This is a genomic window from Streptomyces sp. RLA123 (assembly GCF_056270165.1).
In genome coordinates, this window is sequence record NZ_JBWDOR010000001.1 from 1 (window position 1) to 25785 (window position 25785).

29 protein-coding genes and 2 pseudogenes are annotated in these 25785 nt (G+C 68.7%); 9 read left to right on the plus strand and 22 right to left on the minus strand.

What is annotated here, in order from left to right:
* Positions 1 to 584: SMI1/KNR4 family protein (locus RV983_RS00005; RefSeq protein WP_475983684.1), on the minus strand; the 584-nt coding region annotated here is incomplete at its 3' end.
* A gap of 176 nt (positions 585 to 760) precedes the next feature.
* Positions 761 to 1081, minus strand: coding sequence for a hypothetical protein (locus RV983_RS00010; protein ID WP_475983685.1), 321 nt, complete (start codon positions 1079 to 1081; stop codon positions 761 to 763).
* A 305-nt stretch (positions 1082 to 1386) separates the two neighbouring features.
* Here RV983_RS00010 and RV983_RS00015 point away from each other — a divergent pair, with 305 nt between their 5' ends.
* Complete coding sequence (locus RV983_RS00015) at positions 1387 to 3897, plus strand: helicase associated domain-containing protein (protein ID WP_475983686.1); 2511 nt, start codon at positions 1387 to 1389, stop codon at positions 3895 to 3897.
* Positions 3898 to 4069: 172 nt separating this feature from the next.
* On the opposite strand, the gene RV983_RS00020 is transcribed toward RV983_RS00015, so the two are convergent.
* From RV983_RS00020 to RV983_RS00040, 5 genes are all read right to left on the minus strand, one after another.
* A complete protein-coding gene (locus RV983_RS00020; RefSeq protein WP_391580815.1) occupies positions 4070 to 4291 on the minus strand; it encodes a hypothetical protein in 222 nt (73 codons plus the stop codon).
* Positions 4292 to 4670: 379 nt separating this feature from the next.
* Entirely contained in the window at positions 4671 to 5180 is a 510-nt protein-coding gene (locus RV983_RS00025; protein ID WP_475983687.1) for a hypothetical protein, read from the minus strand.
* On the minus strand, positions 5180 to 5560 hold the full coding sequence (locus RV983_RS00030; RefSeq protein WP_475983688.1) for a helix-turn-helix domain-containing protein: 381 nt from the start codon (positions 5558 to 5560) through the stop codon (positions 5180 to 5182). The genes RV983_RS00025 and RV983_RS00030 overlap by 1 nt, the downstream gene beginning before the upstream one ends.
* A gap of 7 nt (positions 5561 to 5567) precedes the next feature.
* Positions 5568 to 5864, minus strand: coding sequence for a hypothetical protein (locus RV983_RS00035; protein ID WP_475983689.1), 297 nt, complete (start codon positions 5862 to 5864; stop codon positions 5568 to 5570).
* 708 nt (positions 5865 to 6572) lie between these two features.
* Positions 6573 to 7454: a MazG nucleotide pyrophosphohydrolase domain-containing protein gene (locus RV983_RS00040; RefSeq protein WP_475983690.1), complete on the minus strand. Its 882-nt coding sequence runs from the start codon at positions 7452 to 7454 to the stop codon at positions 6573 to 6575.
* Positions 7455 to 7555: 101 nt separating this feature from the next.
* Between RV983_RS00040 and RV983_RS00045 the strand changes: the two genes are divergently transcribed.
* Genes RV983_RS00045 through RV983_RS00060 form a run of 4 tightly spaced genes read left to right on the plus strand, consistent with a single transcriptional unit; the run spans position 7556 to position 9993 of the window.
* Positions 7556 to 7837 (plus strand): phosphopantetheine-binding protein, encoded by a 282-nt coding sequence (locus RV983_RS00045; RefSeq protein ID WP_475983691.1) that lies wholly within the window; start codon positions 7556 to 7558, stop codon positions 7835 to 7837.
* Positions 7834 to 8244: a helix-turn-helix domain-containing protein gene (locus RV983_RS00050; protein ID WP_475983692.1), complete on the plus strand. Its 411-nt coding sequence runs from the start codon at positions 7834 to 7836 to the stop codon at positions 8242 to 8244. Before RV983_RS00045 ends, RV983_RS00050 begins: the two co-directional genes overlap by 4 nt.
* The gene (locus RV983_RS00055; RefSeq protein ID WP_475983693.1) at positions 8241 to 9149 is read left to right on the plus strand and encodes an ImmA/IrrE family metallo-endopeptidase; all 909 of its coding nucleotides are present in this window, start codon (positions 8241 to 8243) and stop codon (positions 9147 to 9149) included. Before RV983_RS00050 ends, RV983_RS00055 begins: the two co-directional genes overlap by 4 nt.
* Positions 9150 to 9195: 46 nt before the next feature.
* Positions 9196 to 9993 (plus strand): thymidylate synthase family protein, encoded by a 798-nt coding sequence (locus RV983_RS00060; protein ID WP_475983694.1) that lies wholly within the window; start codon positions 9196 to 9198, stop codon positions 9991 to 9993.
* 48 nt (positions 9994 to 10041) lie between these two features.
* Here the strand turns inward: RV983_RS00060 and RV983_RS00065 are convergent, their stop codons facing one another.
* On the minus strand, positions 10042 to 11076 hold the full coding sequence (locus RV983_RS00065) for a nucleotide kinase domain-containing protein (RefSeq protein WP_475983695.1): 1035 nt from the start codon (positions 11074 to 11076) through the stop codon (positions 10042 to 10044).
* Positions 11077 to 11123: 47 nt separating this feature from the next.
* On the opposite strand from RV983_RS00065, the gene RV983_RS00070 reads away from it, so the two are divergent.
* Entirely contained in the window at positions 11124 to 11444 is a 321-nt protein-coding gene (locus RV983_RS00070; protein ID WP_475983696.1) for a hypothetical protein, read from the plus strand.
* Positions 11445 to 12047: 603 nt separating this feature from the next.
* Here RV983_RS00070 and RV983_RS00075 read toward each other — a convergent pair.
* Genes RV983_RS00075 through RV983_RS00085 form a run of 3 tightly spaced genes read right to left on the minus strand, consistent with a single transcriptional unit; the run spans position 12048 to position 13494 of the window.
* Positions 12048 to 12695 (minus strand): hypothetical protein, encoded by a 648-nt coding sequence (locus RV983_RS00075; RefSeq protein WP_475983697.1) that lies wholly within the window; start codon positions 12693 to 12695, stop codon positions 12048 to 12050.
* Positions 12692 to 13216: an RNA polymerase sigma factor gene (locus RV983_RS00080; RefSeq protein ID WP_475983698.1), complete on the minus strand. Its 525-nt coding sequence runs from the start codon at positions 13214 to 13216 to the stop codon at positions 12692 to 12694. Before RV983_RS00080 ends, RV983_RS00075 begins: the two co-directional genes overlap by 4 nt.
* On the minus strand, positions 13213 to 13494 hold the full coding sequence (locus tag RV983_RS00085) for a hypothetical protein (RefSeq protein ID WP_475983708.1): 282 nt from the start codon (positions 13492 to 13494) through the stop codon (positions 13213 to 13215). The genes RV983_RS00080 and RV983_RS00085 overlap by 4 nt, the downstream gene beginning before the upstream one ends.
* Positions 13495 to 13839: 345 nt before the next feature.
* On the opposite strand from RV983_RS00085, the gene tpg reads away from it, so the two are divergent.
* Positions 13840 to 14394, plus strand: a complete 555-nt coding sequence (tpg, locus tag RV983_RS00090) for a telomere-protecting terminal protein Tpg (RefSeq protein ID WP_475983699.1) — start codon at positions 13840 to 13842, stop codon at positions 14392 to 14394.
* 24 nt (positions 14395 to 14418) lie between these two features.
* Here tpg and RV983_RS00095 read toward each other — a convergent pair whose 3' ends face one another.
* The 6 genes and pseudogenes from RV983_RS00095 to RV983_RS00120 all read right to left on the minus strand — a co-directional run bounded on the left by RV983_RS00095 (position 14419) and on the right by RV983_RS00120 (position 20233).
* On the minus strand, positions 14419 to 15528 hold the full coding sequence (locus RV983_RS00095) for a hypothetical protein (RefSeq protein WP_475983700.1): 1110 nt from the start codon (positions 15526 to 15528) through the stop codon (positions 14419 to 14421).
* A gap of 18 nt (positions 15529 to 15546) precedes the next feature.
* The gene (locus RV983_RS00100; RefSeq protein ID WP_475983701.1) at positions 15547 to 16290 is read right to left on the minus strand and encodes an AAA family ATPase; all 744 of its coding nucleotides are present in this window, start codon (positions 16288 to 16290) and stop codon (positions 15547 to 15549) included.
* Complete coding sequence (locus RV983_RS00105) at positions 16287 to 17909, minus strand: transposase (protein WP_475983702.1); 1623 nt, start codon at positions 17907 to 17909, stop codon at positions 16287 to 16289. The genes RV983_RS00100 and RV983_RS00105 overlap by 4 nt, the downstream gene beginning before the upstream one ends.
* 101 nt (positions 17910 to 18010) lie before the next feature.
* Positions 18011 to 19180, minus strand: a complete 1170-nt coding sequence (locus RV983_RS00110) for an AAA family ATPase (protein WP_475983703.1) — start codon at positions 19178 to 19180, stop codon at positions 18011 to 18013.
* A gap of 276 nt (positions 19181 to 19456) precedes the next feature.
* A pseudogene (locus RV983_RS00115) lies at positions 19457 to 19641 on the minus strand (Scr1 family TA system antitoxin-like transcriptional regulator); the annotation flags it as partial.
* 250 nt (positions 19642 to 19891) lie between these two features.
* Positions 19892 to 20233: a hypothetical protein gene (locus RV983_RS00120; RefSeq protein ID WP_475983704.1), complete on the minus strand. Its 342-nt coding sequence runs from the start codon at positions 20231 to 20233 to the stop codon at positions 19892 to 19894.
* Positions 20234 to 20702: 469 nt separating this feature from the next.
* Here RV983_RS00120 and RV983_RS00125 point away from each other — a divergent pair, with 469 nt between their 5' ends.
* Together RV983_RS00125 and RV983_RS00130 are read left to right on the plus strand one after the other, a co-directional pair.
* Positions 20703 to 20906, plus strand: coding sequence for a cold-shock protein (locus RV983_RS00125; protein WP_033271224.1), 204 nt, complete (start codon positions 20703 to 20705; stop codon positions 20904 to 20906).
* 714 nt (positions 20907 to 21620) lie between these two features.
* Positions 21621 to 21830 carry an integrase core domain-containing protein gene (locus RV983_RS00130; protein ID WP_475983705.1) on the plus strand — a complete coding sequence of 70 codons (210 nt, stop codon included), beginning with the start codon at positions 21621 to 21623 and terminating at the stop codon, positions 21828 to 21830.
* 46 nt (positions 21831 to 21876) lie between these two features.
* Here RV983_RS00130 and RV983_RS00135 read toward each other — a convergent pair whose 3' ends face one another.
* From RV983_RS00135 to trhA, 5 genes and pseudogenes are all read right to left on the minus strand, one after another.
* The gene (locus RV983_RS00135) at positions 21877 to 22005 is read right to left on the minus strand and encodes a hypothetical protein (protein ID WP_475983706.1); all 129 of its coding nucleotides are present in this window, start codon (positions 22003 to 22005) and stop codon (positions 21877 to 21879) included.
* Positions 22006 to 22159: 154 nt separating this feature from the next.
* Entirely contained in the window at positions 22160 to 22516 is a 357-nt protein-coding gene (locus RV983_RS00140) for an FhaA domain-containing protein (RefSeq protein WP_475983709.1), read from the minus strand.
* A 10-nt stretch (positions 22517 to 22526) separates the two neighbouring features.
* Positions 22527 to 23534, minus strand: a pseudogene (locus RV983_RS00145) (IS701 family transposase); the annotation flags it as partial.
* Between the two features lie 143 nt (positions 23535 to 23677).
* On the minus strand, positions 23678 to 24610 hold the full coding sequence (locus RV983_RS00150; RefSeq protein WP_475983707.1) for an aminoglycoside phosphotransferase family protein: 933 nt from the start codon (positions 24608 to 24610) through the stop codon (positions 23678 to 23680).
* Positions 24611 to 24840: 230 nt separating this feature from the next.
* Positions 24841 to 25644 (minus strand): PAQR family membrane homeostasis protein TrhA, encoded by an 804-nt coding sequence (trhA, locus tag RV983_RS00155; protein WP_475983710.1) that lies wholly within the window; start codon positions 25642 to 25644, stop codon positions 24841 to 24843.
* Positions 25645 to 25785: the final 141 nt, after the last annotated feature.

The following is a 25785-nucleotide window of genomic DNA, read 5'->3' on the forward strand; positions in this document are numbered from 1 at the left end:
TCCCGCAATCCGCTCTGCCGCAGGTCCTCCCACACAGCACCTGCATGCGGGCCCGTCATGACAAGCAGCGATGAGTAGCCGCAGCCCTGCTCGCTCAGGAAGACAACACCCGCTTCTTGCGCGTCATAGACCTCCTCGTAGCGGGCATCCCACGCAGTGAACGCCTGGTGGAAGGCCTCGTCGGTCGCGTAGGCCTCCGACTTGGGCTCTTGTGCATCCAGTGCGTCGAGTTCCTTTTGCAGGGCCTCCGCCACGAAGGGGCGTCCGGCAAGCTCGGCTGTGGTCGGCTTCCCCGGGTGGGCGAGTCCGACGCCGCGCCACTGCCATCCGCTGTCGCCCAGGACCGGCGTCACCAGGCCGTAGTCGGGGCCGGCGCCTCCGGCTCCGACCTGGAGCAGGAAGCTGCGGTATTGCGCGGGCAGGTCGACGCCGAGGGCCGTCTCCAGCGACCGGAGCTGTTCCTCCTCCATGACCGGGCCAAGCCGAAAGCGATGCCCACGGGCACCGAAGACCGACTCGCTGCCTGAGAGCTTGCCAAGTCGCTGTATCCGGTCTCGTACCCCTGCCCAGGTTTCCTCGCTCATAGCGACACGCTATGGCGCCCTCGCGTCACACCACCAGGGATTTCCCGCGGCCCCGGTCTGCTCCGGCCGGCCCGGCGACTCGGGGGCCGAAGCCTTACCGCGTTCGGCCGGCCCTTCGGATCGTGGCCAGCTCGACGGAGCGGGTGCGGGTACGGGGGGATGCTTGCCTGACCGGTTCAAAACTCGCGGTCGATACCCGTGACCGCTGCCGGTCCCAGGGGCGCGTCATGCTCGGTGAAACCACTGTCACGCAGGGCGGTGGTGACCAGGCGTACGGCTTCCGTTTCGGCTTCGGTGTGGCCGGAGGCCTCGACTTCGAGGCGCACGGAGAATGCATTGCCGTCGTCTTGGAGCGTGAGGAGGCTCAGTTCCTCGCTTTCGCCGAGGTCAGTGTTCTTCGGGTCCTGTGGCCGTAGCTTCTGTTCGAGTTCGAAGCGCTGGGTGTCGTTGATGCCGTGCACGAAGGTGCCGGGCACGGTGATGACGTAGGTGGTCACGGGGCTCTCCAGGGGTCGGTGTCCGGGCCGGGTGCCGGGACTCTTTTGGGGGTGCCCCGGATAGGGGTTTCGAATCTGGCGAGTCCTGGAGATGGGGCGTGGCTTGCGCAGCGCTGCGCACTGTGCAGGGGATCGCTTCTGGTCTGTGGGGCTGGCGTGGCGCGGTCATTTCTGTTCGTTTGCTCGGGGCCGAGGGTGGTGTGCGTCAAAGTTATGGGGGCCGCTAGGCTCTGGAGTCAGACAGCATCCCCGGAGCACAGAGCGCCGGGGCTGGCACGTCCCGGGATGGGGAGCTGACCAGACCCATGGTGACCATGGTGGAAATGGAATCTTTGACGGCGGAGATGGATCCGCTGCCGCATCAGATCGAGGCGTCTGATGCGGCAATGCGGGCCCTGGAATTGGATCCGGGGCGGGAAATGCCCGCTCAGGGGCTGCGAACGCAGGTCATCGCGGCGACCGGTTCCGGTAAGACGTTCATGGGGGTGCTGACCGCGCGGAAGTTGCGGGCGGGCCGGGTCCTGGTGCTGGTGCCGACCCTGGATCTGCTGGTGCAGATGGCGGCCGCGTGGCGCGCTGGCGGCCGCACAGGGGCGTTCTACGGGATCTGTTCGCTGCGGGCCGAGGAGGCGCCGTTCGCGTGCACCACGGACGTGGAGGAGCTGGTGGCGTGGACGCGGGGGCTGGAGACCGTCACGGTGTTCGCCACGTACGCCTCGGTTGGCATGGGGACCCTTCAGCGGGCCCACTCTGCGGGCCTTGCGAGCTGGTCGCTGATCATCGTGGACGAGGCGCACCGTACAAGTGGTCGGGGTTCGAAGCCGTGGGCGGCGGTTCACGACAACGAGCGGATCCCGGCTGACCGGCGGCTGTACATGACGGCGACCCCGCGGGTGTGGGAGGCGTCGGAGGGCGGCAGTGGGGCGCCGGTGCTGGTGGCGTCGATGGAGGACGATCCGAACGGCGTCTTTGGGGCGGTGGCGTACAAGTTGACGCTCTCGCAGGCTCGGGACCGGGGGTTGGTCGCGGCCTACCAGGTCGTGTGCGTGGACGTTACCGACCCGCAGTTGCAGGCGGCCGCGCTGCTCGGGCGGGAGTCCCGCTCCGACAACGTGCGGGGGTCGCGGTTGGCGGCCTTGCAGACCGCTGCGGTGAAGACCGCCGCTGTGCGGGGCCTGCGCAGGATGCTGACCTTTCACTACCGGACCAGTGAGGCGGAGGCGATGGCGGCCGGGCTGCCGGCCGTCGCTCGACGGCTGTGGGAGGACGACCCAGCCACGTATGCGGAGCCGGACCGGGTGTGGGCGGACTGGCTGTGCGGGGAGCACTCCCCCACTCACCGCCGCGAGACCCTGGCAACGTTCGCCGATCCCGTCGGTGAAACGGGAGGCGGTGGCCTGGTCCCCATGCGGCTGCGCCTGCTGAGCTCCGTTCGCGTACTCGGGGAAGGCGTCGATTCACCAGGATGCGATTCCGTGTTCTTCGGCGACGTACGCGGATCCGCCGTCGACATCCTCCAGATCGTCGGCCGCGCCCTGCGCATGCGGCCCGGTGACGGCAAGGTCGCCAGCCTCGTCGTGCCGGTCTTCCTCGCCCCCGGCGAGGATCCCGACGCCATGCTCACCTCCAAGAGCTACAACAACTTGGCCAAGGTGCTGGCCGCGCTGCGCTCCCACGACACCGAGACCATCGAGCAACTCGCGCAGCAGCAAGCCCCCAGCCGCGCCGTCAAGCCGTCGGCCGCTGAGACCGCCGTAGGCGGCCAGGCAAGTGGGGAGGGTGGGCCGTCGGGTCCGGCACAGGGTCTCTTGTCCTTCTCCACGCCGCGTGATCCGGCGATTCTGGCGCAGTTCATGAACCTGCGTGTGCTCCGACCAGAGAACACGTACTGGCGCGCCGGAATCCAGGCCGCCACCCGCTACGCGAAAGAACACGGGGATCTAAAAGTCCCGTACGCGTTCACCACACCAGGCCACTGGGACCCCTCTGATTTCCCGCTGGGGACGTGGATCGCGGATCAGCGCAGGTTTTTCCATGCAGGCCAGATAAATCCGAAGCGGGTCGCCGAACTAGACGATCTGGGCATGGTGTGGTCGCACTGGGACGTCGCCTTCCAGGAAGGACTGTCCGCGGCGGCAGAGTGGGCAGCCGAACACGGGCACCTACTGCCGCCCGCCACAGCGGTCTGGAACGGCTACCCCGTGGGCGTCTGGATGAAGAACCAGCGGACCGCCGGCAGGCTCGCCGACACCATCGTGCAGCGGCGCGAGGCGGGGCTGCCGGTCGGTTCCACCGCCGGGGCGCTGTCGGAGGAACGCAGGGACGCGCTCGAGGCCATCGACCCGTCCTGGTGCCCGGCCTGGCCCGTGACCTGGCAACGCTGCTACCGGCTGTGCCGGGCCCTCATCGAGAACGGCCAGGCCCTGCCCATGACGCCGGGACAGGTCACCGTCCAGGGCGAAGACCTCGGCGCATGGATCCAAGCGCAGCGCCACGCCTGGGACCAGCTGCTGCCAGCCCAGGCCTGGATGCTGGAAAACATGCTCCACCTCACCCCGGCAGAGCCCGCCGAGAAGCCCCCGGCACGCCGTACTCAGGCCGACAAATGGGCGATCAACCTTCGCGCCGCCCAGCAGTTCCACGCCCGCGAGGGGAGCCTGCAGGTGCCGAGGAAGCACGTTGAGGAGCTCACCGAACCCGACGGGACGGTGATCGAGGTAAAGCTGGGCCAGTTCCTGGACAACGCTAAGCGCAGGGCCGGGAAGCTGACCGAGGAGCGGCGGGCGGAACTCGACGCTCTCGGGATGCGCTGGTAGCAGCCCACCGCGGCCAGAGCGCAGGCATGAGTCGAGGGCGTGGCGCCAGGTCCCCGGGGATGTCCCGGGGACCTGACCCGGCGCGGAAGGGTTATCCGGATGGCATCCGCGCCCTGGCCATGCGGCCGCCCGTGACACTACCGACACTGATGGCGAGGACTGCCGGAGGGGGTCAGGGGCGCCGGCGGGTGGGGCTCAGCGCCTGGGTGAACGCCGTGAACAGCACAGTGCGGGTCCGGCCGGTGGTGCCACGCAGGGCTGCCAGCAGGCCGCCGAGCAGGGCCAGAACCCGTAGGTGCGGCAACACAGCGACGACGAACAGCGTGACCGGAGCGTGGGCGGCGAGGTCGAGCATGCGGTGGTCCTTCGAGCCGGGCGGCGGGTGCCCGTCCATGAACCCACGGCGCGCCCGGGCCATCGGCGACGACTTCGCGGGGTTGTATGGGGGGCGTGCCCCGTACCCCGCCGGCCGGCGCCGATGCCGAGCTGATCGCCGCGCTCGCCAAGCTGAACATCGCCGCCTCACAGGCCCAGTTGGAGCGGTGGCGCGGCGCGTGCTACCTCCTGCCGCACCCCCGGCCAGGCCGCGGCCGGGGGCTGGGGCGCGCGGGGCAGCTGCTGCCGCAGACGGTGGAGCGGGCGGCGTGGCTGGCCCAGGCTTCACGGCAAGGCCGGTCGCTGGGCGTCGTCGGGTGGCGGGCGCAGCGGGTGTGTCGCAGGGGCGCTGCGGTACGGCCGTCCGGCAAAGAGTTTGCCGGACGGCCGTACCACGATTACGCGGCGTGGTCCGATGCCGCGTGGACGACCCGGTTCCGTGCTTCCTCCCACAGGGGCAGCTCCGTGGGGCCGACGCCGAGTGCCTTGAGGAATGCAAGGAAACTGTCCCTGTGCGGCAGCGCGTCGGTCTGTCGCAGCACCTCACGTGCCTGCGCGGGCTGGAGGGTGCCACCGCTGCGGAGTGCCAGTTCTCGCATGCTCGGGGAGCCCCCTGTCCCGTGACGCTGACGCACGGCGAAGGCCAGCTCGGCGGGAGTGATGACGTACTTCAGGTGGTCCCGCCAGCCCTCGTAGACCTCCTCGTGGTGGCCTCCCGCGTTGCGCGTGGGGCCGTCCGCGATCCGGTCCCAGGCCTGCAGCCAGCGGTTCCGGAGGGCGGGCTGGTGCACCTCCAGGGCGTCGAGGAAGGCCTCGAGCTGGTGGCGGTCCGCGGGCAGGGTCTTCCGGTTGATGATGCGGTGGGCGGTGGAGTGTCCCAGCCGGCCGGGCCCCGCGCGGTGTTCCATCAGCGACACCGACGGGCGCCGTTCTCTTCGTAGAGTTCGGCCAGTGCGGCCGACAGGTCGCCCTTGTCGCGCGCGAGGTGCAGGGCCGGCGCCGGACGGCGAGGACTGTCGGCCAGGCGCTGGTAGTAGCGGGCCTTCTTCCACAGCTCGGTGGCGCGCTTGTCCGAGCCGCCGCAGCCGGTGACCGCGGTCACGACGACGTCCCGGCTGGGCACCCCGCGGCCGGAGGCGGCGCGGCGTAGCGTGGTCTCCGGCACGCCGGTGACGGTGGCGAGCTCGGCGTAGGTCAGGCCTGCCGTGGTCCGGCACAGGCGCTGGAATTCGGCGAGTTCGGCGACGGCCTTGAGGGTGCGGTCGACCGGGTTCTCGGTGCGTCCCACGGCGTCCTCACTCGTCCTCGGCGAGCTTGCCGAGCTTCTTGATCCACGAGCGTGTCGGGATGCGGCCGGTGGCGGCGGAGACGACGAACGCGGCGATGGTCCCGGTGGCGCCCAGCAGCTCCAGCTCGGCGACGAGGTCCATGCCGGTGAGCTTGAGGACCACGGCGAAGGTGAAGATGACCGTGATGAGGGTGGCCTCGGGGCCGTTGAGGCGGCGGGCCGGGGGCACCACGATGGTCTGCGGCGGGGGCGGGGCGGGCAGTGCGGTGAGGGGCACGGGTGGCGTGCCGGGGGGCGGCGTCACGGGTTCTCCTGATGATGTGGCCACCGGCCGGGGCGATGCCCGGCCGGTGGTGCTGGCTCCAACCAGAAATCCGGTTCGTGCGCGGGCGATTGGCGTCACCCGCGTGCTCCGGTGTTGCTCGTTCATCGTCCCAGTCGTTAGGGCCAAACCCGAATCGACCAGGAACCGTTGCGGTTGATTCCGCCATCGGTATCCCGGCTGGCAAGGTTCGCTCCTGGGTGCCACGGTTTCGGTCGCCGGACTCTGTCGCGTAGACGGTGAGCGGTATGCGAGGCTGGGTGGACACCCGTCACGGGCTGCATGCGCTGCGATTTCCGCCAGTGGTTTCCCAGTCCCGGTTGCCGATAGATGCCTCGGTGTTCAAGATGGGTGTCAGTCAACTCGTAGTGCCTAGGCAAAGTTGATTGAATAAGACACGCGTCGCCTGATTGCTGCTGGCTCCAACCACATGCTCCGGGGCACGCGACCTCGCAGAACCCGTGTTGGCGCACGGCCTGCGGACCTCAAAGCCGGTCTCGCCTCGTGCGGGCCGGCTTTCCGCATTCTCCCTCGTATGGCCGCTTCGTCGCCACGGAGCTGCCGTCGCCGGGCCTGGGCAGGTCCCGCTGGCGTGCATCTGCCCGCCCTGGCTTGGTACCGTCCCCTCCCCGCGCCTCGCACACAGCGACGGCAGACGGCGTCAGGACGGCGGGCAGCCCAAAGTCTCCACTATCGGGCGGGCTGAACGGTGAGAGTCCTTCGGTCGAGGTCGAGGTGCACGGTGCCGCCGTTGTGGTCACGGAGCTGGCGCCAGGCGGTGTAGCCGGTGAAAATGGCGTGCTCCCAGTCGGCAGCACGGCAAATTCCGACCTCAAGGTGTGCGGTCATGTGGCTGATGGTGGTGAGCAGCTCGTTGTCGACGTGCTTGATGTCCGCGAAGTAGCTGTGCCGGGCCGCGTAGGAGAAGACAAGGGCGGAGATGCCTTCTTCGATGGCGATGGCGCGTCCGCCGTCTTCCGCCTCGTCGACATGGGCGTCGCTCTTGCGTTTACGCGCGAGGAGGAAGCGCGTGACCGGCGACCATCCCAGGACAGCGGCGTGGGCGAGGTGGAAGACGTCGTGGAACCGGTAGCCGTCCTCGACTCTGGAGGCACTGGTGAGCGGGTCTCCTGCCTGCTGGCCGTCCTCGCGGGTCAGCACTATGACGGTTCGGCCGTCGTCGGTGAGCGTCGGGGTGAAGGTCAGGGTGGTTTGGCGGGGAAAGCGTTCGTGCTCAGGGAAGCCGTCGTCGAAGCGCGTGTGCTCGGCGTCGGGTGTGGTGCGCCATCGGTCTTTCGTCTTCTCCAGGCTGGCCGCAGCGATGTCGTCGAGGGACAGGTCGAAGCGGTGAGCGAGAGCTGCGACGTACCACAGAACGTCCCCGAGCTCTTCGCGCAGTTGGTGCTTGCCCTGCTCGAACGCCGGCCCGTCCCTGAGGTACTTCTTGTAGGCCGTTGCCAGGGAGCCGGCTTCGCCGGCGAGTCCGAGGAGCGGGACAAGGACGGGGTCGGTACCTGGTGCCGCGGGCCGGAGCGTCTTGACGGCGGCCTGCTGGTATCGCTGGAAGTCCACGTATCAGCTCCTGTCTGATCATGGGACAGTCTTGTCGGATTCCCCGACCTGTCGCATACTAGGACAACGCTGTTGGGAATGCAGACGGTTGGGAGAAGTGCTTGAGCGAGGTCACGCCGAGCGTGGAGGACATCGTCTCGGTCGTCATCGACTTCCTAGCCGAACTGGGCGACCGGTCGCCGCAGGAAACACGCGCGGCCCTGGAGGAAGCCGGGGCCGAACTCCCGGTTGATTCCCTCCTGATCATCGAGATCCTCACTCGCGTTGAAGAGCGCTACTCCATCGAGATTCCCGCCGACAGACAGGCAGCGCAGGCCACCCGGTCGGTGCGGGCCTTCGCCGAGGCAGTACTGGAAGCCATCATGGAAAGGCAGCAACCATGACCCCCTCCCCCTCAGAGCCCCGATCCCGTGACCCCGAACTGACGGCGCTCGGCGAACGGCTCAAGCGCATCCGTGACTACCTGGGCATGTCCCAGCAGATCGTCTCCGACAGCACCGGCATTCCCCGCTCGGCAATCAGCGACATCGAACGCGGCGAGCGCCGGGTCGACAGCCTGGAACTCAAGAAGCTCGCCCGCCTCTACCGCCAGCCGGTGTCGTACTTCCTTGCCGAAGAAGAGAATGCAGACGCCGGCGAACACGCACTGGCAGGACTGCCTAGGGCACTGGCCCAGCTGACCGACGGCGACCAGAAGACCGTGCTGGAGTTCGCCGAGTACCTCTCGCTTCGACGCGCGGCAGAGCAGGAACAGGACGACCACCCCGGCAGCGGAGGCGCCGCACGGTGAACTGGACCATGGCCCACCGCATCGCCGGAATCGCCGCCGCGCAAGCCCACCGCGATCTCGGCATCGACCGCACCGAGTACGTCCCCGTCCACCGCGCGCTGCAGGCAGCCGAGCTGATCGGCATGGCGCAGCCCATGCCACGCCTGTTCGGCGTCTACTACTCCCCTGCCGACAACGGCCCGGCGATCCTGCTGAACGCGACTTTGGACGTCATCACCCAGCGGCACACCGCTGCCCACGAGCTGGGCCACCACCGGCTCAACCACCGCACTGCAGCCGACAACGAACTCAACCCGGCCCTGCGCTGGGGCAATGGCGACTGGCCCGATGAGGAGAAGACCGCGGAAGCATTCGCCGCATGGTTCCTGATGCCACGCCCCGCGGTGCTGGCCTCGCTGGAACGCATCGCGCAAGGCCCGCCGCAAAGTCCCGAGCACGTCTACCGCGTGGCACGGGACCTGGGCACTTCCTACGCCGGAACCCTGCGGCACCTTGTGCACCTGCGGCAGCTGGACAACCGTCTCGCGACCCAGTGGTCGAAGATCGCGCCAGCCGCGCTGAAGCACTCCCTGTCGGGCGGGTCCCTGCTCGACGCAGACGCACACGTGCACGCCGTCACCGCGGCCACGCACCAGCGACGGATTCACGTCGACGTCGGCGACGTCCTGGTGCTGCACCTGCCGGGCGCCGCCTTCGGCGACGTGCCCAAGGGACTGGTCCACCTCCCCGACACCCAGACCTCAGGCCATGAGCCGGCGCTGTCGCACTCCACTACGGCAGTCACCGACGAGTTCGAAACCCCCGCACGGCTTCTCGTCGAGGTGGACGGGCAGCCCGAACCACTGCAGCTGACGATCGTCCGCGAAGCGCCCCGCGCCGGGCTGGACGAGGTCTGGCCCGCATGACCTGAACCGGCACCACCGCACTCTGCCGTCTGCGCCAGGAGGACTGATGCACACCTTCGATGTCTCCGGCAGCGATGTCACCCGCGCCTGGATCGCTGCCTGCAAGGCCCTGGACCGCCGCGACAACCCCACCCGCACCGGACTGCACACCGTCGTCCGCATCACCGACCCCACTGCCGACGACCCGGCCTTCCGGACCGAACTCGACCGCCTGCGCACCGCCAAGGGACACGAGCCCATCGAGACGGTGGCCGGCACACTCTTCCCCGCCGCGCTCGCCGCGCGCGGCACCAGCCACGACGCCCTGGTCGCCAGCTATCGCAGCATGTACCCGCGCCTTCGCCGCTACCCGGGCAACAGGCACGGAACCTACTTCGGCCGCCTGATCGCCTACCCCGGAGCCAGGGGCGAGCAGGTCGATCAGATCGGCAAGATCATCGAGCGCCTGCGGCAGCAGGCCGGCTCCAGCGGGCCGATGACCGCGGCGTACGAGATTGACATCGCCCACCCCCAGGACGGCGAGGAGGACGGCATCAGTGCCGAAGCCCTTGTCCACGCCGCCGACCGCGACAACCTCTACCGCGGCTTCCCCTGCCTGAGCCACTGCTCCTTCCAGTTGGACCGCACCGGAACCGTCCACGCGGCTGCCCTGTACCGGAGCCACTACATGTTCGAGCGCGCCTACGGGAACTACCTGGGGCTTGGACGGCTGCTGGAACACATCGCAACCGAGGCCGAGCTGCAGCGCGGCACGCTGACCGTCATCGCCGGCTACGCGAAACTGGACGGGCCGGTCGCGAACATCCGCACACTGCTGACCGGGACCACCCCGCTCGCCGCCTGAGGGACGCCCCTGCTCCAAGCGCCCCGCCGCTCGGCCGCCGGCACCGGCTCAGCGAGGCTGGTTCAGGCCCCACTTGGGCGGGAACCAGGCCGGCATCGCGGCGGAGTCCAGCCGGTAGCTCTGCTTGATGCGACTGCGCCCGCTGATCCCGGCGATCTCCGGATGGGCGACGCGGGCGTACTTGTCGACCTCGCAGAAAAGGTTCTGGCAGTCGATCAGCTGCAGCGGGCGCCCCCGCAGCCCGTCGAACGACAGCCCGAGTCGGGCGAAGTGCTCGCCTTGGGTGTCGGCCATATAGCGGATCACGTCCTGCTCGATGCCGCCGGCGGCCAGCCCGAAGCACTTGCGGATCCCGTCGCGGGCCCCGGGACCGGCCACGACGAAGTCCATCTCCGAGAAGGGCATCTCGGCGGCGTAGTTCAGATCGATCAGGTACTGGTAAGCCAGGAACGGGCCGAGGGCCGGATAGCCGAGCAATACCTCATAGGCGTCCCGCATCGTCGGCGCCGCCAGGACCCGCCCGGGCGCGCCGGAGGTCATCATCATCTCCAGCAGCCGCAGATGGTTCCTGTGCTTGCGTTCCTCGCCCAACTGCGGCGGCGGCACGATGTAGGCAGCCGAGTACAACCGCTGGCCACCCGTGAACGCCTTGGACAACACCTGGTCGTAAGCCCGGTAGTCGTAGGCGCGCCAGGACACCTCCCCCAGCGCGTTCTCCAGCAACTGCCAGGTGGAGGTCTTGTTGAAGATCTTGAACAGCAGGGTTCGGAAGAAAACCTCTTCCCACTCCTGCTCACCCCGGTAGATCACATCCCCGATCAGCACCTGGCTGACCCGGTCCGCTGCCCGATAGCAGTTGGTGAACCGGTACTGGGACAGAATCGGATCATCGGTGAAAGGCCACGTCCCCCCGGCCAGCCGGGCCTCGTACACCGCCTGCCGCGCCGCCGCAAAACGCCAGTACGTGTCGAACACCGCCGTCGGACGCAGTACCCGGCCCGCAACCCGCAACGGCCCCCGCAACCCCGCCCCCGACGAGGGCGCAGATTCCTGCGCCTTGCGTTCTTGCAGCAACGTCACCATGGGCTCAATATATATTCGATATAGGTCCATGGCACAGAGGGGGGACCATGGAATTGCTGTGGCGGCAGCCGCGTCGCAACACGCTGGTCTCCTGGCCGGAGGAGGTCGACCAGAGGCTCGACATACTCGTGCGGGCCGCGGCCGCCGCCGGCGAACACGCGTCTCGTGCACAGGTGCTGGCCGCACTCGTGGCCGCCGTCGAAGTCCGACCGGACCTCATCTCCGACCTCCTGCACACATACCGCCGCCTGCCCGCCAGTGCCCTCACTGACGGCAATGACCGCCAGGACCTGCCGGACATCCGCTCCCCCGGCGCACCCCGCACCCGGTCCCAACGAGCATCGGACCAAGACGTCACACAGGCCTGATCGCAAGGGGGGAAGGAGACCTGGACCTTCATCAGACAGCCGCGTGCTGGAGCAACTTCCAGGCGCATGGCCGGCGTCCGCGCAAGTCGACTTGCGGGAGTCTCAATTAAAGGGGCGACGCCTGCGTTCTCGATCTCGGCGCTATGAATCCAGACACCGCTCACGCTCAGCGAACGCCTGCTCAAGCGATGCATAGGGCCGCAGAAATCGCCGTACCGGCGAAAGCACTGGCCGCTCGGCTTCTGATATCGGAGCGCCTACCGGCCCCAGCTGTACGGGACCTCGTCATCCGCCCTCGTCTCTTCGGTGCAGTCCATCCCGGCCCGGGGTGGCGCTGCCACGTGGTGTCCGTCTCCACCCCCTCCACGCTGCCGTGCCAGTTCGTGGGCCAGGCCCTGTGCCCGCGCATCTGGAGCACTGGCCGATAAGGAATCCGCAAGTCGACTAGCGGACCTCTCATCCTCAACGCAGTGGTGGCCCACCCCCGCGTGCGCGGGAATGGGCCACCACTTCAACGAGTCGTCCGGCCTTCTCGTACGAAGGCCTCATGGAGGCTGGTCTATACAGACTCTCCTGTCGGTAGGCACGGCACGCAGCAGTGGGTCAGCATCGCGGCCCGCCAGTGGTGTGGTCCAGGTGCGTCAGGAAGTACTCGATCTCGCGCACCAGGACTTGCGTTGCTTCAGACAGTTCGACTCCGGCATTCCCCAACGCCAAATCAACTCTGTCTGCAGGTAGGCGATCACTGGCAGATCGGCATACGAATGAACCTAGGATCGGCTTAAGGGATTCACCCATGCACTCTTTCTCTTGCCCGCTGCATTCCGGAAGCTGCTCATCCCTCTCGGATTCGAGGACGGCGAGATAGTCTCGCGCATCTTCGTCACCCTTGAGAGCTGCTTTTTCCCACCAGCTTCGCGCTTCGTCATCCCTGTCCAGGAACTCAAGGATTTCAGCTACGCGACGCGTCCCTTGCGGTGTTGCAGTATCATCGACTTCCTTCTTCAGGAGAGAATGCAGTTCATGTACTGCATCGATTCGATGATTTCCGTCTCCGCCGCTTGCCGGGCAGGGGGCGGGGGCCGGGGGCCAGCCCACAGGCTGGCCCCCCTCCGCCTGAACAGGGTCCTCGCCGATCCGAGGACCCCTGGAAACTGCCTGCTCAGAACCTTCGATGAGCAGCCACAGGGCGAGGAACCGGATGGTTCCTCGCTCCTCGGGCTGGTGCGTCCAAGTGGACAGGTGCGTCATACGGTTACCTCCTCGCCGTGTTCGTTGATGGACTTCTTCAGGTTGTTGGTGGCGGCTGTGATGTAGCGCTTCACCGACTCCTCCTTGATCTGGAGGCGCTGTGCAACCTCTGCAGGGCTGAGGTCCTGCAAAACACACAGGGTGATGACCTCGCGCTGCCGTTCAGGAAGGCCTGCGACAAGTGCGTCGATTCCTTCCTTGACCACTTCGTACGCGGCACCGGGAACACCGATGCCTGATTCGATCTCGGGCAGTTCATGAACCGGTACCACGACCATCCGCTTGTTCCGGCGGAACTGGTCCTTGACCGCGTTCTTCACCGCGGTGCGGCCGTATCCAGTGAGCGACCCCTGCCGTGCAGAAATCTTTTCCCACCGGCGGTACATGTTCAGGTAGGCGACCTGCACAGCGTCCTGTGCGCTGTGCAGGTCGCCCGCCTCGGCCCGGGCCAGTCGGGAGAACGCCTCGATGGTCTCGAGGACGAAGGACTCGAAGTCCGCTCCCGGTGCGGCCTCGCTCACGCAGCCTCCCGCGTGGCGATGGCCCGGGGGCCAGCCGGGTCGGCTGCGTCCTTGCGGAACAGCCAGGCCGGCCGCCCCTGCTCGAAGCGGGCGGCGGCGCCGCCGTCGGGCAGGGACTGCGCCATCGCGACCATGGTGGCGCGCTGCTCGCGCTCCGCCCTGGTCTCGACGTGCGCCTTCACAAGCAACTCCACGACGCCCCGGCCACGGCGCATCGCGTAGTACAGCAGGAGCATGGCGGGAAGCCCGCCCGCCCCCGCCCAGTACGACCAAGTCATCGACAAGGCCTCCCAGTAGTGACGAACTCGTTGACGAGGACACAAGGCCCTCAACCCCTTACACGCCCGCCGGAGGCCGAATCCGGATGCCGGAGTCGAAGTTTTTCCCCAACTGTCCCCGACGACCCGCATGTCACGCTGTTTCCGCAGGTCACAGAGCTGGGGCAGATCAGAAAAGGTGAGCCGTGGCGGGAAGGGATCCGCGGGACGCCGGCGTGTACCGCACGGGCGCCAGGACCGTCCCCAGGACGCCCGAACCGCAGGGCAGGGGCGGCCCGGTATGGGAGACCTGGCACTGCGGGCCGGGGCAGCCCCGCCCGCAGTGCCAGGAAGGAAGGGCGAGCGTTGGGAGAGATCGCGCAGGGACTGGAGCGCGCGCTGCACACCCGGCCCGTTCCCTTGAGCACTTCGGCTCGTCTGCGGTTCCTGCTCACGACGTACGGTTCGACCCGGCAAGTGGCCGCGGTCTTGGGGGTGTCGCAGCGCACCGTACAGCGATGGGTGACGAACAAGCCCGGAGCCCGGCGCCCGCCGGGCATCGCACAGGCCAGGATGATCGAGGAAGTGGTCCGGGCCGCATGGCAGCCGAGGATCCGGGCCCGGCGGCGTGCCCGGGCCGAGACGGAGGGCCTGGCCTTCCATGTCAGGGCGCGGTTCGGGTTCGCCGCCTCCGCGGGGTCATCCGACGATCCGCGTGTGCGGCAGATCACCGCGTATCTGCAGGGGGAAGTCGCCCGGGAGTTGTTCGCCGCCCGGGACGCCGGCGCAGGCGAGGCGCAGCAGATGGTGATCCTGGCACGCGCGCTGGGTCACGCCTACTTCCGTGACGGGGGCCGGCGCGCCCACGGCCTCGACATCGCCTTCAGCGATGTTGAGTTCGCTGACTTCGCCATCGGCTGAGTGCTGTCGGGCCGCCGGGCCGGTTCAGGGTGTGGGTGGAGTCTGCTGCCGGGTCAGCATGATCTCGTAGCGGCTGGCTTCCTGTTGCTCGCGCCAGTCCCAGTGGACGCGCCCGGCCGGGCCGCGTCGGGCGGCGGGCGGCTGGGGCGGGCGCAGCCGGGCCTCCTCCGCCAGGCGCAGCAGGTGGGTGCGGTCTGCCGGTGTTGCCAGTAGGGGCTGCTCGTGGCCGGGGGTGAGGCGGGCGAAGCAGGCCGCGGCGTGGAGGAAGACGCGTGCCCAGTTGGGGACAGGGTGGGCGGCGCAGCCGTCGGTATAGCGGGCGCGATCGTGCAGGGCGATGGTGGCTGCGGCATCGTCGTAGTCGCACGCGCGGGCGGTGGCAAGCTGCTGCAGTGAGGCGCCGGTGAACAGCGCTGTGACGAGGGCGGCGGCCAGGCGGGGATGGGCGGTCGCGGCGGAAAGACGACGAGCGGCTTCCCGGGCCGTACGCGGGGTGAGCGGTGCGGGCTGCGGACGGTGCCGCCACAGGATCGGTGGTGGCGTGCACGGGCCGCTGCAGGGGGCGGGGCTGTCGTAGGAGACGAGACGATCCAGCGCGGCCACGGTGATCCAGCGGCTCGGTTTCGCGGCGGCATCGCCCTCGTCGCCGGCGGGATCAGACGTGTCGTGTTCGTAGTGCCGGAGGGCGGCCGCGGTGTCGGTGACGACCACGTGCTCGACCGTGCGCAGGGCCTGGTGCAGGGCGGCGGGCAGGCGGGGGCGGTGGCAGACCAGGGTCAGATCGATGCCCGTAGCGGCGTGCATCTGCAGGAGGCGTTCGGCGCGGCCGGCGGTCAGGCGGTGCGCGCGCAGGACGGTGAGCCGGGTGACCGGCAGGGCGGTGGCCCATGCGGTGGCCGCTTCCCAGGCGGGCTGGCGTCCGGAGGGAAACCGGCCCGGCAGCAGGGGCGGTCTGCCCAGGGCTGCCAGGAGGTCGTGCGCGAGGGCCGTGTCGCTGGTGGTTCCGGGGCCGGGGTGCAAGGTGATCCGCCCGGAGGGCGGGTGGTGGGCTGCCAGCGCGGCGCGTGTGTGGGTCACGTCGTCGTGGAGGTCCATGACCAGCGTGACAGCCGGCAGCTCGGTGCCAGAGTTCATGGCGGGTGGCACCGGGGGTCAGGCCAGGCGGCCGAAGGCCCAGCGAAGCAGGTCCTGGTCCACCCGGGGGCGGCCGGTGCGGCCAAGCGCGGTGCGGACGTGGGCGGTCAGCTGGGCCCAGGCACGGAAGTTGCCGTGCGCGGCATGCTGGTCGGCGAAGGTGAGGTCGTCGGGGTCGGCGTCGGCCCAGATCGGATGGAACAAAGGGATGGTCTCGATGACTTCTGCTGGGGTGAGGCGGGTGAACTGCTGCCAGATGAAGACCCGGGAGGACAGCATCGGCTCACGGCGCAGCACGGTGTGGCAGCCCGCGCCGCCGACAAAGATGATCGCGAGCTGGGTCGAGGGTTCGTCCCACAGGTAGCGGAAGTACTCGAACGCTTCGCCGTTGAGCCACTGGGCCTCGTCGACGAGGAACGTGCGGGGGCGTTCGGCCAGGGCCGTCTTCAGCAGCCGGTCGAACTCGCTGGGGTGGCGTGGTGGTTCGCCGGGCAGGTCGAGCGCGGTGAACAGCTCGTAGCGCACCGCACGGGCTGTCGGCCGGGCCCGGAAGGCGATCTTGCGGACGTCCTCGGCGGGTTCGAGTTCGTGCAGGCACGTGTTGACGGCCAGGGTCTTGCCGAAGCCGGCGCCGCCGTGGATGCACATCATCGCCCGCGCCTCGACCGTGTCCTTGATGTTCTCCCGGGCGGTCAGCAAGGCGCGGGTGGTCACCACGGACGCATCGGGCAGGCCGACGTACTGGTAGGTGGCCGCGGTCACGAGGCGTCTCCGTCTCTATTGGCGGTGGAATTTACGGTCCGCCCGTCCGGGCCGTCCAGGCCGTCCGGGGCGGAAGCGGAATCTCGGCCGGATGGCGCCGGTGCGGGCCGGCCTGGTGTGGTCAGCGCGGCCAGGGAAGCAGGGGTGCGCCAGTCAGGCGGGGGCGCGGCGGGCGGGATGAGGTCACGCAGCGCCAGATCCGACAGGTCGGTGTTGGTGGTCTTGGCGAGTTCGGCCTCGGCCTGCGCGGTGGTCAGCGCGCCGAGCCGCTGAGGGGCGGTGGGCTGGTTCACGGCGGCGTAGCGCTCGCGCTGTGAAGCCTCCAGGTCCTTCTTCAGGCGGCGGGCACGGGCGGCTCGCGCTCTTCGTACGGCGATGACCTGTTCCTCGGTTGCCCGGTCGGCCATGTCCGCCGGACCCAGGTAGCGGCCGGTGGCCGCGTGGTAGACCTCGATGCGGTGATCGTGGTGGGGCATGAAGCGGACCCGGACCTGGATCCCGGCCTGACCGGTCATCCACGGCCCCACATAGTCGCGTCTGCGGAAGCGGACACCGCGCGTGGTCAGCTTGCGGGTGCCGGCGTCTTCCAGTGTGAACGTCCACAGATCCGCCGCCGGCACGTCCCTCAGCGGCGTGGGGTCGTCCTGCCACGCTTCAAGCGGGGTCCTGACCCGCAACGGTGCGGGGCGGTGCTCGGTGTTCCACCACAGCGTCCAATCCAGCAGCCGGGTGGTGAAGTCCTCGAAGCTGAGCAGCACTTCGTCCTTCGGACGGGCAGCCCGCTTGCCCAGTCGCGGCTGGCGGGCATAACCAGGCAGCCCGGCCAGGAACATCGACTCCACCGCCCGGTTCAGGCCCTCCACGGTGCCCTTGAGGTGGGGGGTGTAGGCGGGCAGGTCCTCCACCGCCACGTCCAGGAGGTCAAACGCGGCCGTCACCGTCCTGGACAAGAAGTCCTTGCCCCGGTCCACCCGCACCTTCTCCGGCAGCCCACCGAACGGGCCGTAGGGGTCCTCGCGCAGGACCGCGGAGCGCAGCGCGGACAGCACCGACTCCCGCGACGGATGCACAGGGGTGACCGCGACGCCGGTGATCGCGTTCGTCGCGCAGTCGGTGAACCAGGTGATCCACGGTCTGCGGGCCTTGCCCTCGACATCCACCAGCACCGGAGCCTGCATGTGGTCGGTCTCCCACACCTGGTTACGCCAGCCCCGCGGCCGGGCCAGGAACACGTCGTGCTTGCGCGCCGCCCGCTCACCTCCCACGAGCCCGGCCCGCTCCCCAGGCGTCAGATCCCGGCGGATCGCACGGTGCAAGGTGGGCAGCGAGGGCACGTACCCGGGCGGAGACAACCGGGCAGCCCGGGCAGTGAGCTCGCGGTGGACCGCTGCCACGTTCCCCTTCCACAGTGCGAACAGATGGCGCACCTCCGGGGTGACCGTGAACCGGGTGCTGGTCTGCTCCCGCGGGCCGGTCATGACGACGTCGGCACCGTCCCGCTCGGCGTCGGCCAGCCACCGCCACACCGCCCGTTCCTTCACCCCCAGCGCCTCGGCCACCACCCTCACCTGCCGGGTGATGGGCCTGCCCTGACGACGCACGTCCTGCAGCCGACGCACCGCCGGTCCACGCAGCGCCGACAGCGAGGCGGCAGGCAGACCGGCCTCCGCAGGTAGTGCGGGGGTGTCGCTGGGATCAGGAGCAGGCCTCCGGCCGGCCGTCACAGCGGTCCTGTCAGCCGGCCGCAGACCCGCTCCAGCATCCGCCGGTCGACTACCGCCGCGGACCGTCCGGAGAGCTCGGCCGTCACGTGCGAGGTGACCTTCGCCCAGGTCCTGAAGTTGCCGTGCCCCACGTACTCATCCACCCACGCCATGTCCTGTCCGGTCACCTCGCTCCACAACGGATGGAACGCCTCCATCACCGTGGCGACCTCGCCCTGGGACAAGCGCGGCACCAGTTCCCACGTCATGACACGCGACGCCAGCGCCGGCACCCTGCGCAGCGCCCGCTCACTGCCGGCGCCCGCGAAGACCAGAGCCGTATCGGTGTCCGGGTGGTCCCACAGCCCCCGCAGGAACTCCAGCGCCGACACCGACAGCCGCTGCGCCTCATCCAGCACCAGCACCCGCGGCTGCCGCAACGCCTCCACCAGCACCGCATCCGCCTCCCCGGTCCCGTGCGGCAACCGGCCCCTGACCTCCAGCGCCTCGGCCAGCGCCCGGCGCACCTCCGCCACCGACGCATGCACACCCACCTGCACGCGCCGCACCCGCGCCAGCCGCGGCAACTGGGACAAGGCGTACTGCAGGGCGACCGTCTTGCCCTGGCCCGCGTCCCCGTACACGCACACCACCGCACCCACCGCCACCGCGTGCGCGACCGTACGCACCACCGACTCCACAACCGGCGTGACCACCACCTGCGCCCCCGCCACCAGCACCGGAACCGCCGCCAGATGCTTCTGCTCCCGCACAAACACCTGCCCGCCCCCCGTGACGACGTCCAGGCCCAGCTCGCTGAGAGGATCCGCCCGACGCGGACCCGCGACCACCGGCTCCCGGCCCGTCACCAGCACCCGCCCGGCCCGCCGGTCCTTGCGGACCACCCGGTGCAACGTCGACGAAGACGGCACCGGCACCCCACCACCAGCAGCCACCAGCCGACGCCTCAGCTCCGAGACATTCCCCCCGACCTCGCCCAGCAGCTCCCACACCTCGTCCGACACCGCATACCCCTGCCGAACCCCCGGCTCCACCCGCCCGGTCGTCTTCGCCTGCTCCAGCCAGCGCCACACCGTCCGCTCGGAAACACCCACCGTCTCAGCAACCGCACGGACATGCCGGGTCGACAACTCCCCCGCCCGCTGCCGCTCCAGCAGACGACGCACCACCAAACCCCTCGGCAGCACCGCACCACGACCGACCCCTACACCTTCATCCACCCCACGATCAGACCGTTTCCACCCACCCCACCGCATAAGAACCCTCAAACCTGAGACACCATCACCCGCCACCCGATAACGCACCCCAAACAGCACCCACCCCCCGAACTCTCACCCCCAAAAACAGTCACAACCAGCTCCACCAACAGCCACTGACCAGCAACAACACCTCCACAACGAACTGTCTCTCACCACCACTGCCACAAACACGAGAGATCGCAGGATGATCCCGAGGGAGACGGAGGCGAGGGTCATCACCGCCAGGAGGTGGTGCAGCTGCCCCGCCACCACGTCGGGGCCGGCGGTGCGGTAGCGCAGGACGGGCTCCTCCAGGAGGACGACGAAGCGGTGACCGCCCTCGTACAGAACCGGGAGCGCGCGACCCGGGCGGCGACGGCTTCGGAGACAAAGGAGCCCGGTCAGTTCGCGGATCGGTCGCCGCCACGTCGGCCAGCTACACCTCCAGCTGGTCCACCAGGGCCACCAGTTCCTCCCGTGCCCCACTCTCGAGTCCCCTTGACAACAACCGTCGAGATCCCTTGACGCCGTACGTCAAGGCCTCTTGACGTAGAGATCGAGATCCGTCAAGTCCCCTTGGCAATAATGATCGGCCACCACTGGCTCCGGCACGACCGTGATCCCGCGTCCACGCCAACGTTAAAAGGCCTTGACGTTGCTCCATGCCCGATCCGGGCGGTCAGTCACTACCCCACCGGTGCGCAGCGGTGCCTCGCCATCCACCCAGCGTGGGTCGTCGACCACCAGGTCCGGGTCCACCAGACCGGTCGAGCGCAGGATCAGCAGCAGGTCATGCTCGGAGAACGCGGTCCCCACGTAATCGTCCTCCGCGTAGCCGGCGCGGTGCATCGTCACCGACCGCCCGCCACGGGGGGACAGGCCGTGCACCACGAACCGCGCATCATCCACCTCTCCAGCCTGCACCACCTCCGGAACGGTGCGCACAGCCCCGGGAATTTGCACCGCTCCAGCCAGTCCCATGTGTGGCGGCCTCGTTGAGTGCGGTCAGCATCTGGGCGCGCCTCACGGAACCGCGCGGCCAGCGGTAGGTGCGGGAGGGATGCGTCGTCGTGGAGGGCGGCGAACGTGGCTCCTTGCAGGGCGCTGGTCGAGGACGGCGGTCGGCTGTTTCGCGAGGGGGGCACGATGGTCGCAAACGCAACTTCATTTGTGCCGGTGCACATATCTGTTACCGCGACAGGAGGAAAAGTAGACTCCTCGGTTGATGCATTCGCGGGGGCGCCGCGAGACTTGATTGCCTTTACGCTTGGTCGCCCACCCTGTGCTACTGTCATGTCAGTTGCAGTTGTGGTTCCCAAGAGCTTCAAGTGCTTTCGCTGGCAGGCGAGAGCATTTTTGTTTTCCGGTGCTTTCCGGATGGGGCAATCATCACGGCGACGCTGGGTCTGCACAGTGCGGGCCCAGGGCACCGCCCCGAAGGAGATATAACATGGCTACTGGCACCGTGAAGTGGTTCAACGCGGAAAAGGGCTTCGGCTTCATCGAGCAGGATGGTGGCGGCGCCGACGTGTTCGCCCACTACTCGAACATCGCCGCTCAGGGCTTCCGCGAGCTGCTGGAGGGCCAGAAGGTGAACTTCGACGTCACGCAGGGCCAGAAGGGCCCGCAGGCGGAGAACATCGTTCCCGCCTGACGCTCACGCGTCACCACGAGCTGGGGCCCGCACCTGAAGAGGTGCGGGCCCCAGCTCGCGTTTGTTTCATCGAAGTCTCCGCGTCGCGGCAACGACTTCACAGTCAGCGGAAGACGCATGCTTCCCCTGTTTCCTAATTCTTTTCTTCGACTCGTACTTGCGATTCTTCTGCGGTTCGGCCCCCGCCGGGAATTCTTCGATACGTGCCGCATCGAGGAAGCTTCAGCATGAGCCGCACCACTCGTACGAACGACCGTTACTCCCGCACCAGCGGCGCCGCCGGCTCTTCCACGGGCGGCGGTTGCGTTCGCAGTCATCGCGTGAGGTGTACTGAGATTTATGGAGTCCCCGATGCCAGGGTTACGGTCCTGGCGAAGGAGATCCACCAGCACCATGACAGCACCGTAAGTACCCGGACGAGCTCCGCGAGCGCGCGGTCTGCGAGTCCGCATCACCGGCCGCCCGATCGCCCACGTCGCGAAGGACCTCGGCATCTATAAAGAGGCTCTGGCAGGTCGCGAACCACATGAGGACTGAACTGCCCTGGTTACGCTGGAGATGGCTCTGTGGAGACGCCGGATCAAGGCAGGCTCCGGCCTCATTCATCACAGCGACCGCGGGTCCCGATACGTGCCAATTCGGTATACCGACCGGCTCGCCGACATCGGTGCCGCCGCCTCCGTCGGCTCCGTGGCCGACTCGTACGATAACGCGATGGCCGAAGCGCTGAACGGCACCTTCAAGGCCGAGCTGATCGAGATGCAAGGGCCGTGGCGGGAATTCGACCAGGTCGAGCGGGCGATCTTCCCGTGGGTCACCTGGTACAACGAAGAACGTCTTCACTCCGCGCTCGAGTACGTACCGCCCGCCGAGTACGAACGCGACTTCTGGCGGAGCCAGGAGCGCACCCCGCAGTCCGCCTGAAACAAGACCGCCGGACTCCACAAAACCCAGGGCAGCTCAATGCAGGCTATTGCCCGCAGCCCAGCTCGCTGTAGAAAAGGGCGATGACCGTGTGCGGGGACGGCTTGGACGGCGCGGCGCAGAAGGCGTTCAGCCGCCCGGCGCCCAAAGGGGCCGTGGACGTCGCGCTCTTCACAACGGCGTCCGCCAACGCAGTGGTCGCCGCGCACCCAGAGGCCGAACCTGGGAGCAGCTGCGCGCGGTGGAGAAGGTCGGCGTTCTGCGCTCTGCAGCTCTCAACCCGGCCTGGGCAGCGCGGCGCAATCGACGACGATGCTCGAGCCCGAGGGCTAGGGTCGCCCTCGCGCCGGGGTGATGCGGCTGTGGACGCGGAACCGGGCGGGCGTGTCACCTGGAGCGGGGCGTAGGTCGACGGCGACCGGGCCGGCGAAGGTGTATCCCTGTTCGGCGGCATGACGGCACACCTGATGGACGAGGGCGGGTGCCACGGGCAGGGGGCTGTCGTAGAGCAGCCGGTGGATATCCGGGGGCAGCTCGATGACGAAGGCATTGGGCACGACGATGTGCTGCCGGCCGAAGGTAAGGGCGTTGTCGTCGCACTGCCGCAGGAGTATTGCCACGACCTCGCCCGGTTTCGGCTTGGTCGGCAGCAGGTAGCACCGCACATTCGTTGCCCAGCGCTCCATGAGGCGTTCCCATGGCGAGGGTGACCCAGCGAGACCAGGACGCGTAGCGGCGGACCTGGTGTTCGTCCAGTCCGGCCAGGCCCTTGCCGCTCTGGAAGGTCTCCTCGACCCGCCACCGTGATCCAGCGACGCGCACCAGCACGGTCAACGGCACCAGTCGGGGCGAGTAGCCGCGGTAGTAGGCGAGTTCGCCGGTGGTGCGGTTGCGGCGTATCAGCAGATGGCGGTGGCCGGGGTGTGGGTCGGGCAGGGCGATGACCGCCCAGTCGTAGAAGCGTTGCCCTTTGGCGCCGGCCCCGGCGGACAGCTTCTGCCAGGCCCGCTTGGGGAGCTTCTTGGCCAGCGCCTCTGCTCGGAACTTCTCCCCGCGGGTGGTGACTTCGTGGCTGCGAGCCACAGCGAGAACATAGTCGGTGGTGCGTTCTTCCAGTGCGGTCCGCAGCTTCGGGTTGCCGCCGTAGACCTCGTCGCCGGTTACCCAGGGCGCATGGTGGCCTGCGTCCAGGAAACGGGCGATCATGCGGGCGGCCAGTTCCGGCTTGGTCGCGAACGCGGTGTCCGGGGGGAGTCCGGCGGCCCGGCAGCGGTCGGGCTGGTCGGTCCACGCGCGTGGGACGTAGAGCTCACGGTCCACCGCGGCGTGTCCCCGGGCGCCGGCGTAGACGAGGTAGACCGCGACCTGGGAGTTCTCGATCCGTCCGGCTGTGCCGGTGTACTGGCGCTGGACCCCGACGGTGTGGATGCCCTTCTTCACGTCGCCGGTCTCGTCGACGACGAGCACCGCGGCTTCGTCGTGGAGGTGCTCGACGACGTATTCGCGTACGTCGTCGCGGACGGCCTCGGCATCCCAGGCGGCCCGGCACAACAGATGCTGCATACCGTGCGGGCTGGCCTCCCCCACCCACTCGGCGATCGTCCAGCAATTCTTGCGGGGCAGGTCCGACAGCAGGCCCAGCACCAGCCGCCCGGCTCGCAAGCGGGGTTCGTATCGGGCGAACCGGCCCGCGATGCGGCCCATGGCCGCCGCGAACGCCTCCCGCCACCGGGCGGGATCTATGCCGTGGCCTGCGGCCACCATCTCATCGTCAGCACACACAGCTCACCATGATCAACGGTGGCCGCACTCGTCCACCCACCGGACCCGGCCAGCACCATCACGCTCTACGGGCGGACGGTGAGCAACTCCGCCAGGCCGTCGGCGAATTCAGTGAGCCAGTCCAGCCGCGCTCCACTGCGGGCGATACGAAAACCGTGGCGGCGGCCCCAGAACGCAGCCTGGACGGCATGGAACTGGGCCCACCGCTGGACGCGTTCACGGTCGAGTTCCGCGGCCTCGGCGAAGACGTCCAAGACGCGATGGACAGCCTTGCGCAGGTCATCCGCTTCCAGGAGCGTCAGCGCGCGGGACTTCAGCAGTGTGCCGCCGTCGTAGGCGGGATCTCCCGCGTACCCCTTAGGGTCGACAGCCAGCCAAGGCTCTCGGCCGGCACGCAGGATGTTCCGGGCATGAAGGTCGCCATGGATGAGGGTGTCGGGCTGGTCCCGGCCCAGCTCGCTAACGGTCGCCACCGCGGCATCCAGCACCTGGCGCGGCAGTGCATGCGGCAGTTCCTCGGCGTCCTTGCATAGCTGCTCCTCCCAGGCATCGGCCTGCTCACGCAGCTGGGGCAGGCCGGGCGGTGCGGGGATGGCCAGGCGGCGATTGAGCCGCCCTGCGACCGTCACCACCTCGTCGCTGTCCTCGACCTCCGCCAGGGTCGACGGCTTAACCCGCTCCAGCAGCATCGCGAACCGCTCGTCGTCGCGCTCATACAGCAGGACGGCGCCGCGCCCACCCCATGCAACGAACGCATCCGGCTCATGAACATTGCCGGGATGCGGAAACGACACCTTCAGCACGGCGCTCTCCTCACCCCGCCGTCTTACCGGGACGACGGCGCCAACGCCCCCGTGCATGACCTCACCATCCGGCACGCACCCCCAGCGCCCCAGCAACTCATCCACAATCCCGGGCAGCTCGGCGAGCCACGTGGCCCCGGCCTCCCCCTCGCGGTCGACGGTGCTCTGTACGAACTCCTCTGGCATCGCGATCATCCCGGCACCCTACGCGCCAGCGCGCCGCAGCCACCAAGACCAAGCTGGCCGCTGCCGCCGCCCGGCAGACCGCGCACTACGAAGATCGCGATCTACAGCTGGAGTATTAAGGAAGATGGTTGCCGTTCACCACTCGAAGGATCATCTCTGCTGCACTCCGGGTCCACCCCCGCCTCGGGTGGCTGAGCACGGGAGGAGATGTCGGGGGCTGGGCCCCGCCCCGAACGTCGTCATGTGGCTGCCAGGACGATGGCGGTGTAGTGCGCGGTGAAGGCGGCGATGGTGAGGGCGTGGAAGACTTCGTGGAAACCGAACCAGGCCGGTGAAGGGTCGGGGCGCTTGAGTCCGTACACGACGGCTCCCGCGGTGTAGAGCAGGCCACCGGCGATGACGAGGACGACGACCGCGGTGCCGCCGGTGTGCGCGAAGTCCGGCAGGTAGAAGACGGCCACCCAGCCCAGGACGAGGTAACACGGGGTGTACAGCCACCGGGGAGCCCCGATCCACAGCATGCGGAAGGCGATGCCGGCCAAGGCGCCCGCCCACACCACGGCCAGCAGCACCAGTTGCTGGGCTGTGGGCAGCAGCAGGACCGCCAACGGGGTGTACGTACCGGCGATGATCAGGAAAATGTTCGCGTGGTCCAGCCGCCGCAGGACCGCCTCCCCCCGCGGACCCCAGTTCCCGCGGTGGTAGACCGCGCTGGTACCGAACAGCAGGCAGGCCGACAGCGCGTACACCGAACAGGCCGCCACCGCCGCGCCCGAGCGCGAAACGGCGATCAGGACGATGCCGCCGACCAGCGCGAGGGGGAACACGCCGGCGTGCAGCCAGCCGCGCATCCTCGGCTTCAACGCAGCCGCCGCGCGCTCCACCCCGCCTTCCAGGCCGGCGGCTGCCTGCCCGGCAGTCAGCCGGCCGGTGGTGCCCACAGGCGCATCAACTGCTGGCGTACACAGGGCGTCTGACGTTGTGCCGGGGCGAGGCTGGGACTCCCGCCCGCGTGCCGGCGGCTGAATCTCATCGGCGATCATGCGCTCATCTTCTGGAGTCGGCGGAACAATGCACGGCCCGGCACGTCGCCCCGGACTGTAGGTCAACGGCCCAGGGCGGCTTCGCCGCCCGCCGTGGGGCGGGCACATCGAAGGCATCAGGGCCTTGATGACCTGGATAAT